The sequence below is a fragment of the Bordetella sp. MIP270_01_BMS genome, assembly GCF_054958705.1.
Genome location: NZ_CM143297.1, coordinates 1,012,162 through 1,025,778, shown reverse-complemented (window position 1 = coordinate 1,025,778; position 13,617 = coordinate 1,012,162). Strand labels below are relative to the sequence as shown.

The following is a 13,617-nucleotide window of genomic DNA, read 5'->3' as shown; positions in this document are numbered from 1 at the left end:
CGCCGATTGTAGTCGCTGGCAACGGCCCCGGCCGAGGCACCGGTTAATGCCATAATGCGCGAGTGCTGAAAATACCTTACGAACTCTGGATCGGCGCCCGCTACGCGGGTATGGCGCGCATCCGCCAGCGACGCGGCCGCCGCGATCGCTTCATCTCGTTCATCGCCGCCACATCGATGGCGGGCATTGCGCTGGGCGTCGCTGCCCTGATCGTCGTGCTGTCGGTCATGAACGGGTTCCAGAAAGAGGTGCGCGACCGCATGCTGTCGGTGCTGCCTCATATCGAACTGTATATTCCCGGCGCCGTTCCAGAACGGGTGCTGGAGCAATGGCGGCAGTTCGCCGATTCTGCCGAACGCAACAGCGAGGTCCGGGGGGCCGCGCCTTTCGTCGCCGCCCAGGCAATGCTGGCGCGGGGCCAGGCCCTGCGAGGTGTACAGGTACGCGGCATCGACCCCGCCACCGAGGGGCGTGTATCCGATATCCCAGGCCAGATGAGCACCGGAAGGCTTTCCGACCTGAAGGCGGGAAGCTTTGGCGTGGTGCTCGGTCGCGATCTGGCGGATGCCCTGGGGGTTCAGGTGGGCGATACCCTTCTGATGCTGGCGCCGCAGGGCTCGATCAGTCCGGCCGGCTTCACGCCGCGTATGCGTCAGTTCACGGTGGTGGGCACCTTCACCTCCGGCCACTATGAATATGATTCCAGCCTCGCCTTCATCGACGCACAGGATGCGGCGCGCGTGTTCCGCGACAGTGGCACTGCGGGCGTGCGCCTGCGCGTGCAGGATATGCAGCGCGCCCCCCAAGTGGCTGCCGAATTGAGCAAGGTGTTGCCGCCGTATGTCATGGCCAGCGACTGGTCGCGCAACAATCGCACCTGGTTTGCCGCCGTCCAGACCGAAAAGCGCATGATGTTCCTGATTCTTGCCCTGATCGTGGCTGTGGCCGCTTTCAACCTGCTCTCATCGCTGGTGATGGCCGTGAAGGACAAGCAGTCCGACATCGCGATCCTGCGTACCCTGGGCGCGGGCCCCGGCGAAGTGGCCCGGATATTCCTGGTGCAGGGGGCGCTGATCGGCGTGGTCGGCACGGTCGTCGGCGTGCTCGGCGGCATGCTGATTGCCTATAACATCCACATCATTGTGCCCTTCATCGAAGGTCTGCTGGGTATCCATTTCCTGCCTCGCGAGATTTATTTCATCAGCGAACTGCCGTCCGATCCGCAATCGGGTGACATCATCACCATAGGCGTGACTTCACTGGTGCTCTCGCTGCTGGCCACGCTGTATCCCAGCTGGCGCGCCTCGCGCCTGCAACCCGCCCAGGTGCTGCGCCATGACTGACGCCGATCGGACTTCCGCCGCCGACACGCCGGCCTTGCAAGCGTGCAACCTGGTCAAGGCCTACGACGAGGGGCCGTCGCGCATCCAGGTGCTGGACGACGTCAGTCTTACCGTGGCGCGGGGGGAAATGGTTGCCATCGTCGGTGCGTCAGGATCGGGCAAGAGTACGCTGCTGCACATCCTGGGCTTGCTCGACGTGCCGACGTCCGGCGAAGTGATGATCGACGGCGTATCCGGCGCCGGGTTGTCAGAGTCGCAAAAGAGCGCGTTGCGAAACCGCAGCCTCGGCTTCGTCTACCAGTTCCACCACCTGCTGCCCGAGTTCTCCGCCGTGGACAACATCGCGATGCCGCTGATTGTGCGCCGGGAGCCGCGCAACAAGGCGCGCGCCGCGGCACGCGAAGTGTTGTCGCTGGTTGGTCTGGCCCAGCGCGAACACCATTTTCCCGGCCAGTTGTCCGGCGGAGAGCGGCAACGCGTCGCGCTGGCGCGGGCGCTGGTCACGCGCCCGGCCTGCGTCCTGGCCGACGAGCCCACTGGCAACCTGGATCGCGGCACGGCGCACAAGATGTTCGAGCTGCTGACTCGGGTGAATCGCGAGTCCGGTACGGCGTTTGCTATCGTCACGCATGACGCCGAACTGGCCAGGCTGGCCGACCGCCAGTTGCTGATGGAGCGCGGGCAACTGGTTTCGGGCTAGGAAGGCGGCGCGGCCCGCCTCAATGCGGGCGCGCCGGCCGGGCGCCCGGCGCCCGGCGCAGCGTTCATCGACACGCCATGCTTATAGATACGCACTGTCATCTCGACGCAGCCGAATTCAGCGACGACCGTCTGGACGTGGCGCGCCGCGCACACGCGGCGGGCGTGCATCACATTGTCATTCCGGCGGTCGAACAGGCCAATTTCCAGATCGTGCGCGAACTCGCCCATGAGATTGAAGGCGGCGCGTACGCACTGGGAATCCACCCACTGTTCGTGGGGCGGGCGCAGGAATCCGACCTGGAGGTTTTGCGCAGTGCCGTGGTGGCTTCCCTGGACGATCCGCGTTTCGTCGCCATCGGCGAGATCGGGCTGGACTTTTTTGTGCCGGACATCGCGACCGGCGCGGCCCGCGACCGCCAGGAACGCTACTATGACGCGCAGCTTGCCCTGGCTGCTGAATTCGACCTGCCCGTGCTGCTGCATGTGCGGCGTTCGCAAGACATCGTTTTGAAGTACCTGCGCCGCCGCACGGGCGTGCGCGGCGGCATTGCCCATGCCTTCAACGGCAGCGCGCAGCAGGCGAGGGCCTTTGTCGAACGCGGGTTTGCATTGGGCTTTGGCGGCGCGATGACCTATTCCCGCGCCCTCCAGATACGGCGCCATGCCACCGATATCGGTCTTGAGCATCTGGTGCTGGAAACCGATGCGCCAGACATTCCTCCCGCCTGGCTGCACGCGCCTGATCGGCGCAACGACCCTGCGCAATTGCCGGGTATAGCCAAGGTCCTGGGCGACCTGCGCGGGCTGGACACGGCCGAAATCGCTCGCGTGACTTCGGCCAACGCGCGACGCGTCCTGCCGCGTCTCTCCGCTTAACACCTTTCCCCCCCGCTTGATTCGTGTCTTGTCTGGACGCAAGCCGTTGGTGCGCCTTAACACTAGTTTGTATTGACATAATTCTGAGAATCAATATCATTACGAACCTTACAGAAATCTGAAGTTCTTGGACGCGGCCGGGCGGTCTCCCGCCTGTGGCGCTTCTTCTTTTCGAATTGACCGGAGATCCTGACGTGACCGAACCGCTGCCAGTGCCGCGCCCTGTTTCATCGCTTTCCAGGCGCAGCGCGCGTTATTCCGCTTTGATGGCCGCCGCTGCCGCCGTGTGCGCGGCAAGCGCGCAGCAAGCCCCGGCGGAAGACACCATGGGGGTGGCGCAACTGGATACCGTCGTGGTCACCGCTTCGGGTTTCGAACAGGAGGTCAAGAATGCGCCGGCGTCGATTTCAGTGGTCACCCGGGAGCAGCTCGAGCAGCGGCCCTTTCACAACCTTGCCGACGCGGTGGCTGATATCGAAGGCGTGTCGGTCGAGCGGGGCGGCAAGACCGGTGGCATGAACATCAGCATACGCGGCATGCCGAGCGACTACACCCTGATCCTGGTAGATGGAAAACGGGTCAACCGCAACAGCAGCGGCTCGCGTCCCAACGGCTTCGGCGACGTGGACACCAATTTCATCCCGCCGATGGCGGCCATCGACCGCATCGAGGTGGTGCGCGGGCCGATGTCCACGCTCTATGGTTCCGACGCCATGGGCGGCGTGATCAACATCATCACGCGCAAGGTGGCGGAAGAGTGGGGCGGTCAGGTCACGGTGGACGGTACCGTCCAGGGAGATAGCCGCTACGGCAACAGTTACGGCACGGCGTTCTATCTGAGCGGCCCCATCAAGAATGACCTGCTCGGGTTGTCGCTGCGCGGCGGATTTCAGCGCACGCTGGGCGCCACTGGCGACTTCGCCGCGACGCAGGCGGAATACGACAGCGGCGATTACACGGGCGACCTGGCCAGCTTCAGCGGTCTGGGCGAAAGCAAGCTGACCAATGTGGGCATGCGCCTGGCGCTGACGCCGAACCGCAATCACGACATCCTGCTCGACATAGACCAGAGCTGGCAGAACTACGACAACTCGAACAGCCAGGTGGGCACGCTCAACAGCGAGATCGCTCCGGGCCAGGCCGGCGGCGGTTACTCGCCCGAAATCAAGTTCAACCGCACGCGCTATGCCTTGACGCATCTGGGCCGCTACGAGTCGGTCACGTCCGATACCAGCCTGGTGTATGACACCACTGAGACCAAGGGGCGTACCAACCCCATCAGCGCGCCGCCTCAGGCCTACGATGGCACGTCGCGGAAGCTGGAATACGACAACTGGGTCTTCGATACGAAGTGGACCATGCCGCTGTTCAACGACCGCCACAACCTGACCGTGGGCGGACAATGGCGCGAACAGAGTTTCGTCGACTCGCTGGCTTCGGCCCCGCTGGACCTGAAGCAATGGCAATGGGCGCTCTTTGCCGAAGATGAATGGCGCATTGTGGATGACCTGGCGCTGACGGTGGGTGCACGCTACGACCGCAACGAGCAATTCGGTGGCCAGTGGAGCCCGCGTGGCTACCTGGTATGGAACGCGGATCCCGCGTGGACGTTCAAGGGCGGCGTCAGCCGGGGATACAAGACCCCGGACATCAACCTGATGACCGACGGCATCATCGGACTGGGTGGGCAGGGCACCATTCCGCTGCTGGGCAATTCGCAACTCACGCCGGAACGCAGCACCTCTTCGGAACTTGGCGTGCTGTTCGACAACCAGGAAGGGCTGCGCGGCAACCTGACGTTCTTCCACACCAAGTTCAAGGACAAGATCGAGACCGAAGACGTGCCGAATTGCCGGGCCCCCGGCAATAATGTGCCTGGCTGCCTGGATCTGGGCGACTGGCAACGTCGTGGCGTGCCCGTGGCCACGTTCTCGCGCCGCGTCAACGTCGACTCGGCCACTATCCGCGGACTTGAATTCGGCGGCAGCATTCCGCTGTACGAAGGCGTGTCCTTCAATGGCAACTATACGTACACCGCCAGCGAGCAGACGTCGGGCGCGTCGCAGGGGCAGCCGCTGGGCTCGCAGCCTCGCCATGCCTTGAACCTGGGCCTGAACTGGCGTGTCAATGAGCGCGCCAATGCATGGATACGCGGCGAATACCGTGCGAAGCAATTCCAGGGCGTGGACTGGAACGGCAAGCAGGTGTTCTACAACCCGTACTGGCTGGCCAGCGCAGGCGGGTCATACGCGGTCAACAAGAACGTCACCTTGTCGGCAGCCGTGTTCAACCTCTTCGACAAGAACTTCGTGGACTACGGCGCGCCGCGCACGGGCACGACTACGCCGGCCGCCAACGCCAGCTGGACCAATTCCTATCGCCAGGTTCTCGAAGGACGGCGCCTCTGGGTGTCAGCCAACATCACATTCTGACCGCATTGTCGAGGTGGCGGACGGCCGCCTCGGGCGGACTATTCCGCCCACATGAGGCCCCTGATCGAGATCCCCGGGCTTACGCTGTGCGCTTTGGGAGAGCGCCATCGTCGGGCGTCTGTTTTTATCGGGTCTGGTGGCCGGCGCGGCGGCCGTACAGCAGCTTCCGGCACTGCCGCAGCCGGGCTGGGGACCGTCCTGGGCGGCCGCGCTCTTGTTGGCAACCGGGGTGTTGTTACGCTGCCCGACGACGCAGGCATGGGCCCGTCGAGGCGCCGCCCTTTGGCTGGGGATCGGCCTCGGCCTTGGTTGGGCGGTGTGGCAGGCGCAGGCCAGGTTGGATGCCGGACTGCAGCCGCAGCATAACGACGCCGTCAGCCGCCTGGTGGTGCGCGTGGCCGATCTGCCACAAGGCGATGGGTCGTCATGGCGCTTTACGGGCGAGCTCGATACCGACCGGCCATCGGGCATCCCGAAGCGCATCATGGTGTCCTGGCGCGCGCCGCCCGGCGCCCAGTTGCAGCCGCCCGTGCCGGGCCAGGTGTGGCGCATGGCATTGGTGTTGCGTCGGCCGCATGGCGCGCGCAACCCGCATGGGCAAGATGCCGAGGCCCGGTTGTTCGCCGCGGGAATCCGCGCTACCGCAACCGTTCGGGGACGCCCTGCGCTACTGAGCGACCAGCCCCGGTTTCACATGGGAATCCTGATCGAACGCCTGCGTCACCACGTGCGCGAGGGAATGCGCGCCGCGATGGGTGAGCGTCGCTATGCTCCGGTGTTGATCGCCCTGGCCATGGGGGACCAGGCGGCCGTGTCACGCGAGGACTGGCAGATTTTCAACCGAACCGGCATCACGCATCTGGTGTCGATCAGCGGCATGCATGTCACGCTGATAGCCGGGCTGGGGGGCGCCTTCGCCGCAGCGGTCTGGCGGCGCGCACGGTGGCGGCAGGCGGGCCTCGCGGAGTTTTTGCCTGCGCAAACCGCAGGGGCCGCCGCTGCGTTGCTGGTGGCATTGCTGTATTGCCTGTTGGCGGGGTGGGGCGTGCCCGCACGACGCACATTTTTCATGCTGGCCGTGGTCGCGATGTGTGCCATGCTCCGCTTGCCGCTGGCGGCGACGCGAGTGCTGGCCATGGCTGCGGCCGCCGTGGTGTTGATGGACCCCTGGGCCGTATTGGCTCCCGGCTTCTGGTTGTCGTTTGGCGCTGTGGCCATCCTGATGCGTGCGACGCCATCGGCAGCGCGTCCAGGCCCGGCGCGGCGCGACGCGTGGCCGGCGCGGTTCCGGCGGCTGCTGCGCGAGTTCACGCGGGTACAACTGGCCATCACTCTCGGCCTGGTGCCTTTGCTGGCGTATCTGATGCATCAGGTGTCGCTGGCCTCACCGCTGGTCAATGCCTTCGCCATCCCCATCGTCAGCTTCCTGGTGACTCCGCTGGCCCTGCTGTGCGCGGCATTCTGCGCGGTCCCCGGCCTGCAGCTGGCCGCCCAGGCATGCGGCATTGCCGGGCATGCAATCTTCGAAATCACGATGGTTCCAGTCGCCTGGATCGGGGCCGCCCGATGGGCCGTGTTTGACGTGCCTGCGGCTCCGTGGCCATGGGCGGCGCTCGCGCTGGCCGGCGTGGCCTGGGCATTGCAGGCTCCCGGCTTACCCGCGCGCGTCGCAGGTTGGATGCTGATGGTGCCCATGCTCTGCTGGCGGCCGGACCGGCCGCCGCCGGGGTACTGGACCCTGACCGCCCTCGACGTCGGGCAGGGCAGTGCCATCGTTGTCGAGACGGCCACGCGCGTCTGGCTGTTCGATGCGGGCCCGCGACAGGGGGATGCGACGGACGCAGGGGCGCGCGCCATCGTGCCCTTCCTGCGCGCGCGAGGCCACCGCGCCCTGGACGGCCTGGTCGTCTCGCATGGCGATGCGGACCACGCCGGCGGGCTGGCAAGTGTTCTCGCGGCGCTGCCAGTGCGGCAAGCCTGGGTCTCATTCGACCTGCCCGCGCTGCTGAGCAGGCAGCCCCCGTCTCCCTCATCCCGGAATCCGCCGCCACTGCCAGACCAGGTCCAGCCCTGCGTGGCGGGTCAGTCGTGGGAGGCCGATGGCATCACGTTCCGCATGCTGCACCCGCCCGCAGGCACCCGTTTGCAGGGAAACCAGCGCAGTTGCGTCGTGCTGCTGCAGGGGCGCGCGCATGCGGCCTTGCTGCCCGGCGATATCGGTGCGGCACAGGAACGCAGCGTGTCCGCGCAATTGCCGGCCGTGGATGTGGTGCTGGCGCCTCATCATGGATCCGCGAGTTCGTCCAGCGCGGCGCTGGTGCGCGCCGCGGGCGCGAAGCATGTGATTGCCCAGGTCGGGCACCTGAATCGTTTTCGGCATCCGGCGCCATCGGTACAGGCGCGCTGGCAGGACGCTGGCGCGCGGCTCTGGCGCACCGACCGGCATGGCGCCGTGACCATCGCGTCTACGGCCGCCGGGCTTGCTGCGCGAGCGCAGGCGCACGAGGCGCAGCGGTACTGGCACCAGGGCCGGCACGGATCGCTGCTATAAGATGTGATCCTCTCGACTGCGTACCTGGAGCCTTCATGGTGCAACCCCGATTCGATTTTGTCACCTGCGCCAGCCCCGCAGGACTGCACCGCATGGCCTATACCGAATGGGGCGACCCAGCCAATGACCGGATAGTGCTGTGCGTGCATGGCCTGACCCGGACGGGGCGCGATTTCGACACGCTGGCGCGGCGCCTGGCCGGCGATTTTCGTGTGGTGTGCCCTGATGTGGTGGGGCGCGGCCGGTCAGATTGGCTCGCCAACCCGGCCTTCTATACCGTCCCTCAGTATGTGTCCGACATGGTGACCCTGCTGGCGCGGCTGCAGCCTGCGTCACTGTCCTGGGTAGGAACATCGATGGGTGGCCTTATCGGGCTGGCCCTGGCGGGCGCCGCTGCCTATGCACGGCTGGCGCGCAGCGGCCAGCCTAACGCCGATGCCTGGCCGGTCACCCGCGACATCAGACTGGAACGCATGGTGCTCAACGACGTGGGGCCGCGTCTCGAGGCCGCCGCGTTGAGCCGCATCGGCCAGTATGTGGGGCAACCCGGGCAATTCGATACCTACGAACAGGCTGTCGAGGCAGTACGGCAGGTTTCCTCGACCTTTGGCCCGCATACCGACGAGCAATGGGATTCGTTGGCGCGCCATGTTTACGTCCAGCGTGCCGGGAAATGGGTCAAGCACTACGATCTGCGGCTCGCGCTGCCGCTAGCGACCCAGACCGCAGAAGCGTATTCGGCGGGCGAACAGATACTCTGGAACTCGTACGATTCGCTGAATTGCCCGGTGCTGATCGTGCGTGGAGCCCAGTCAGACTTGCTGACCGAGGCCACTGCGCACGAAATGCTTGCGCGCAATCCCCAATCGCGGTTGATCGAAGTTCCCGGGGTGGGGCATGCGCCGACGCTGCTCGACGACGCGCAGATCGACCCGCTGGTGGATTTTCTTCGAGCCCCGCGCGAGGCCTGAGACGGGTGCGGAGTGCCGTGGCGGTCGTACAATAGGCTTATGCAAGCTGCCCAGAACGTCGATCTGCACTGCCATTCCACTGTGTCCGACGGTGTGCTGCCGCCGGCCGAAGTGGCCGCGCGCGCCTGCGCCAATGGGGTGGATCTCTGGGCCCTGACCGATCACGACGAAGTGGGCGGACTGGCGCAGGCAGGCGCAGCAGCCGCCGAGTTCGGCATGCGCTTCATCACCGGTGTTGAAATCTCGGTGACCTGGGCTGGGCAGACCGTACATATTGTGGGCCTGGGATTCGACGCCGCCAACCAGGCATTGGTCGAAGGGCTGCGCGCCACGCGCGCGGGCCGCGCCGAGCGCGCCCGCCGCATGGGCCAGCGACTGGCCGATATGGGCATGCCAGGCGCCTACGAAGGCGCGCTGCCATTCGCCGGCAACCCTGAGCTGGTCAGCCGCACCCACTTCGCCCGTTATCTGGTTCAGGCAGGCTACTGCCCCGACGTGCAGACCGTGTTCAACAAATACCTCGGCGATGATTGTCCCGGGCACGTGCCCATGCAATGGGCGGCGCTTCCCGATGCCGTGGGCTGGATCCTCGGCGCGGGCGGGCGCGCCGTCATAGCCCATCCCGGGCGCTACAAGTATTCGCCCATGCAATTCGACGCGCTTTTCGACGAATTCCGGCAGTGCGGCGGAGTCGGCATCGAAGTCACGACGGGCAGCCACACGCCCGAAGAGGCCCGGCAATACGCGCAGGTGGCGCGGCGCTACGGTTTCCTGGCGTCGCGCGGGTCCGACTTCCACAGCCCGCGGGAAAGCCGCGTCGACCTGGGCGCATTGCCGCCGCTGCCCGACGACCTCAAGCCCGTATGGCACGATTGGCTGTAATCCATCCATGAACAAGGCTTTTGTCAAAGAGACTGATCGCGACGACGACGACGATCTGCCCGAGGCGCTTGCTCTGCCAGCGGGCACCCGCAACTACATGACACCCGCCGGATACGAGCGCTTGCGCGACGAACTTGCGCAGTTGATGAACGTCGAGCGTCCGGCCGTGGTGCAGGTCGTGTCCTGGGCGGCATCGAATGGCGACCGATCGGAAAACGGCGATTACCTGTATGGCAAGAAACGCCTGCGTGAAATCGACCGGCGCATGCGTTTCCTGACCAAGCGGCTCGACGTGGCCGAGGTCGTGGATCCCTCAATCCAGCCGAACCGTGACCAGGTTTTCTTCGGCGCCACAGTCACTTATCTCGACAAGGCGGGCGAAACCCATGTGGTCACCATAGTCGGGGTGGACGAAGCCGAGCCGCTTTCCGGCAAGATCAGCTGGATTTCCCCTGTGGCCCGAGCGCTGATCAAGTCGCGCGAAGGTGACACCGTCGTGCTGCGCACGCCCGGCGGGGTCGAAGAACTCGACATCCTCGAAGTTCGGTATCCCGACCCCGGCTGAGCGCCGGGGCGCTACGCCGTCGGCAAAAAAACACGGACGCCGATTCGGCGTCCGTGCTGGAGGCGGGTTCTGATGCCCGTCCGTCCGGTGGCGGCGATTGCCGCCGTTCTCCCCTGGGCTGCTGCTTATTTCTTGCGTGCTGCGATCGATTTCTCGGCCAGGTCGACCAGTTCTTCGCCGACGCGCGGCTTCCACTTGTCGTAAACCGGCTTGGTTGCCTTCACAAACTCGGCGTGCTGCGCCTCGGTGAGCGAAGTGACCGTGACACCGTGTCCCTCGATTTCCTTGAGCAACGACGGATCCTCGGGGGTGACACCCTTGCGGGCGATGGCGATCTGGCGCTTGCCGGCTTCCAGCGCTGCCTCGCGCACGATCTTGCGGTCTGCCTCTGACCAGGACTCCCAGACTTCGCGGTTCACGACGAAGACCAAGGGGTCGGCTACGTAGTTCCACAGCGTCAGGTACTTCTGGGCCACGTCGTACAGTTTGGCTCCGGTATAGATGGACAGCGGATTTTCCTGCCCATCGACCGCGCCGCTGGCCAAGGCAGGCTGGGCGTCAGCCCAGCTCATCTGCGTCGGATTGGCGCCCAGCGCGGTGAAAGTGTCGATATAGAGCGGCGATCCCACGACTCGCAGCTTCAGGCCCTTGAGATCCTCAGGCTTGGACACGGCGTGGCGCGAATTGCTGAGCTGGCGATAGCCATTTTCGCCCCAGGCCAGGGGGACGACGCCCGCCTTCTCGATGATCTTGAACATTTCCTTGCCGACTTCGCCTTGCACCAGCGCGTCGATGGCGGCGTAGTCCGGCATCAGGAAGGGCAGGGAAAACAGGTTCAGCTGCCTGACCTGCGGCGACCAGTTGATAGTGGACCCGACGGCCATGTCGATGACGCCCTGGCGAATCGCGGTGAACTCGCGGGTCTGGTCGCCCTGCACGAGCGAGGTTCCGGGATACACCTTGATGTTGATTCGGCCGTCAGTGCGCTCACGCACCAGGTCGGACCAGATCTGCGCACCCTGGCCCCACGGGAAGGTCGTACCCACGACGATGGACAGCTTGTATTCCGGCTTGTAGTTCTGTGCCTGTGCCGGCAGCATCGCCAGTCCGGTTGCCGCAAGCAGTGCGGCCCCTATCATGTTGCGTAGCTTCATTGCGTTCTCCTCGCGTAAAGACCTTATCGATTTTGAAATCTGCAACGGTTCAATAGCCCAGGCGTTGCGGCAACCACAGGGCAAGTTGCGGAAACGCCAGCACGGCTATCAGCACCATGAACATCGCACCCAGCAGCCATATCACCCACGGAAAGGTCGTTTCCATCGGTACGCGGGCAATGCGGCATGACACCATCAGATTCACCGCCAGCGGCGGGGTGAACTGTCCCAACGCCACCTTCAGCGTCAGGATGACGCCGAACCAGACCGGGTCCCAGCCATACGCGTTCGCGATCGGCATCAGCAGCGGAACAAAGATCAGGAAGATCGAGATCCCGTCCAGGAACATGCCCATGGTCATCAGCAGCAGAACCAGCAACGCCATGACGCCCCACTCGCCCAGGCCGGAATTCACGATGGCATGCGTGATGGGGTCGATGATGCTGAGCGTCGACAAAGCCCAGGCAAATATGCCGGCCAGGGCCACTACCATCATGATCACTGCCGACAGTTCGGCGGCCTCGCGCAGGATGACGAACAGGTCGCGCACGTGGATGGTGCGGTGGACGAACATGCCCACAAACAGGCCATAGAACACCGCCACCACCGCGGCCTCGGTAGGCGTGAACCAGCCCATGCGCATGCCGCCCAGTATCAGCACGGGAGCGGCCAGGCCCCAGCTGGCCGCACGCAGGCTGGCCCAGAACGGCGGGCGCGGCAGGTGGGCCTCGAGCATGCCGAGTCGATGTTTGCGCGCCAGCCATACTGCAGGGATCGCCAGGGCCAGTCCCGCCAGCAACCCGGGCACCATGCCGGCCGCGAACAGGGCTGGTACCGACGCGCCAGGCACGAGCACCGAATAAATGATGAAGGCGATCGAGGGTGGGATCAGTATGTCGGTCGCCGCCCCTGCGGCCACGACTGATGCCGAGAACGGTCCGGGATACCCCGCACGCGACATCGCGGCAATCATCACCGCACCGACCGCCGCCGCGCAGGCCGGGCCTGAACCGGAAATACCGCCCAGGAACATTGCCACCGCGATGGCGACCAGCGGCAGCATGCCCGAACTGCGGCCCACGATGGCTATCGCCAGGTCGACCAGTCGTCGCGCGACGCCGGACCGGTCGAAAATCGATCCGACCAGCACGAACATGGGAATGGCCAGGAGCGGATACTTCGCCAGCCCGGCATAGAAGTTCTGAGGCACTGCCAGCAGGCCGAACCACGCCACGTCCTGATTCGACAGCACAATGGCCAGCGTGCCGGCTACGCCGAGCGCCACGGACACGGGCACGCCTATGATCATCAGCACCGCAAACGACACGAAGAGCAGGGCGGCGATCATCGGCCTTGGCTCCAGGCGCGGCGCAACATGCCCAGTGCGCGCAGGCAGATGCCCGTGCCCAGGATCGGCAGCCAGATTGAATACCACCAGGTCGGTACGCCAATGGCTGGCGACGTTTCTTCGTAGCGGTATTCGTCCAGTACCAGGCGTGCCGACAACACGGTGAGCAGAACGAAGAACAGCAGCACCACGGTGTGGGAGATCAGCGCCAGCGGGCGCTGGCGCTGCGGCGGCCCCGTGTCGGCCACGGCTTCAATGCGTATGTGGTGATTGCGCACGAACGCGGCGCTGCCGCCGGCCAGCGTCAGCACGATCAGCAGGAACACCGAAATTTCTTCAGTCCACGCGAACGACTGGTCGGTGAAATAGCGCACGAGGACATTCGCGAAAGTCAGGACTGCCAATACGGCCAGCACGGTGACGGCCAACCCGTCTTCGAGGCCAAGAGGGACTTTTACGGCAGGGTCGCGTTCTGCGGGAAGAATGGGTTCAAGCGGCTCGGCCGGATCGGCGGGGGTTTCATGGCGGGACATGGATTTACTGCAGCGACAATGCGGGCAAGTCGGGATCGCAGCATCCTACCGTCGGCACGCTAACGCGTTAGTGCGTGTTTTCCCGCGGATGAAGGCCACTGGCAACACGCTGCAACGCAGCAAATCGTAGGGCCGGCCGGCGAACTCCGGGCGCCGTGCCCGTACGCGCGACCCGCAATAAGAGCTCGTGCTGCGTTGCGGCAGCGTCGGTATGCAGTGCGCGATTTAATTTGTAACAACGTCGGGCCGGCGAGTGGCCG

11 protein-coding genes are annotated in these 13,617 nt (G+C 65.2%); 8 read left to right on the top strand and 3 right to left on the bottom strand.

Annotated elements, in window-relative coordinates:
- The first annotated feature begins 110 nt into the window (after nt 1-110).
- From ACV17W_RS04705 to greB, 8 genes are all read left to right on the top strand, one after another.
- The gene (locus ACV17W_RS04705; RefSeq protein ID WP_462596460.1) at nt 111-1,343 is read left to right on the top strand and encodes a lipoprotein-releasing ABC transporter permease subunit; all 1,233 of its coding nucleotides are present in this window, start codon (nt 111-113) and stop codon (nt 1,341-1,343) included.
- A complete protein-coding gene (locus ACV17W_RS04700; RefSeq protein WP_462595286.1) occupies nt 1,336-2,043 on the top strand; it encodes an ABC transporter ATP-binding protein in 708 nt (235 codons plus the stop codon). Before ACV17W_RS04705 ends, ACV17W_RS04700 begins: the two co-directional genes overlap by 8 nt.
- Before the next feature lie 77 nt (nt 2,044-2,120).
- Entirely contained in the window at nt 2,121-2,921 is an 801-nt protein-coding gene (locus tag ACV17W_RS04695) for a TatD family hydrolase (RefSeq protein WP_462595285.1), read from the top strand.
- 194 nt (nt 2,922-3,115) lie between these two features.
- Nucleotides 3,116-5,353 (top strand): TonB-dependent receptor domain-containing protein, encoded by a 2,238-nt coding sequence (locus ACV17W_RS04690; protein ID WP_462595284.1) that lies wholly within the window; start codon nt 3,116-3,118, stop codon nt 5,351-5,353.
- Between the two features lie 136 nt (nt 5,354-5,489).
- A complete protein-coding gene (locus tag ACV17W_RS04685) occupies nt 5,490-7,904 on the top strand; it encodes a DNA internalization-related competence protein ComEC/Rec2 (RefSeq protein WP_462595283.1) in 2,415 nt (804 codons plus the stop codon).
- Nucleotides 7,905-7,939: 35 nt separating this feature from the next.
- Nucleotides 7,940-8,875, top strand: a complete 936-nt coding sequence (locus tag ACV17W_RS04680; protein ID WP_462595282.1) for an alpha/beta fold hydrolase — start codon at nt 7,940-7,942, stop codon at nt 8,873-8,875.
- Nucleotides 8,876-8,914: 39 nt separating this feature from the next.
- Nucleotides 8,915-9,757 (top strand): 3',5'-nucleoside bisphosphate phosphatase, encoded by an 843-nt coding sequence (locus ACV17W_RS04675; RefSeq protein ID WP_462595281.1) that lies wholly within the window; start codon nt 8,915-8,917, stop codon nt 9,755-9,757.
- 7 nt (nt 9,758-9,764) lie between these two features.
- Entirely contained in the window at nt 9,765-10,322 is a 558-nt protein-coding gene (gene greB, locus ACV17W_RS04670; RefSeq protein WP_462595280.1) for a transcription elongation factor GreB, read from the top strand.
- Between the two features lie 125 nt (nt 10,323-10,447).
- On the opposite strand, the gene ACV17W_RS04665 is transcribed toward greB, so the two are convergent.
- The 3 genes from ACV17W_RS04665 to ACV17W_RS04655 are packed head-to-tail and all read right to left on the bottom strand — an operon-like array spanning nt 10,448 to nt 13,357.
- Nucleotides 10,448-11,476: a DctP family TRAP transporter solute-binding subunit gene (locus ACV17W_RS04665; RefSeq protein ID WP_462595279.1), complete on the bottom strand. Its 1,029-nt coding sequence runs from the start codon at nt 11,474-11,476 to the stop codon at nt 10,448-10,450.
- A gap of 49 nt (nt 11,477-11,525) precedes the next feature.
- Nucleotides 11,526-12,824, bottom strand: coding sequence for a TRAP transporter large permease (locus ACV17W_RS04660; protein WP_462595278.1), 1,299 nt, complete (start codon nt 12,822-12,824; stop codon nt 11,526-11,528).
- On the bottom strand, nt 12,821-13,357 hold the full coding sequence (locus tag ACV17W_RS04655) for a TRAP transporter small permease (protein ID WP_462595277.1): 537 nt from the start codon (nt 13,355-13,357) through the stop codon (nt 12,821-12,823). Before ACV17W_RS04655 ends, ACV17W_RS04660 begins: the two co-directional genes overlap by 4 nt.
- Nucleotides 13,358-13,617: the final 260 nt, after the last annotated feature.

What these genes read in the sequence shown, in the direction of transcription:
- ACV17W_RS04705 (WP_462596460.1), top strand. Translation starts at nt 111, where the DNA reads ATGGCGCGCATCCGCCAGCGACGCGGCCGCCGCGATCGCTTCATCTCG.
- ACV17W_RS04700 (WP_462595286.1), top strand. Translation starts at nt 1,336, where the DNA reads ATGACTGACGCCGATCGGACTTCCGCCGCCGACACGCCGGCCTTGCAA.
- ACV17W_RS04695 (WP_462595285.1), top strand. Translation starts at nt 2,121, where the DNA reads ATGCTTATAGATACGCACTGTCATCTCGACGCAGCCGAATTCAGCGAC.
- ACV17W_RS04680 (WP_462595282.1), top strand. Translation starts at nt 7,940, where the DNA reads ATGGTGCAACCCCGATTCGATTTTGTCACCTGCGCCAGCCCCGCAGGA.
- ACV17W_RS04675 (WP_462595281.1), top strand. Translation starts at nt 8,915, where the DNA reads ATGCAAGCTGCCCAGAACGTCGATCTGCACTGCCATTCCACTGTGTCC.
- greB (WP_462595280.1), top strand. Translation starts at nt 9,765, where the DNA reads ATGAACAAGGCTTTTGTCAAAGAGACTGATCGCGACGACGACGACGAT.
- ACV17W_RS04665 (WP_462595279.1), bottom strand. Translation starts at nt 11,476, where the DNA reads ATGAAGCTACGCAACATGATAGGGGCCGCACTGCTTGCGGCAACCGGA.
- ACV17W_RS04660 (WP_462595278.1), bottom strand. Translation starts at nt 12,824, where the DNA reads ATGATCGCCGCCCTGCTCTTCGTGTCGTTTGCGGTGCTGATGATCATA.
- ACV17W_RS04655 (WP_462595277.1), bottom strand. Translation starts at nt 13,357, where the DNA reads ATGTCCCGCCATGAAACCCCCGCCGATCCGGCCGAGCCGCTTGAACCC.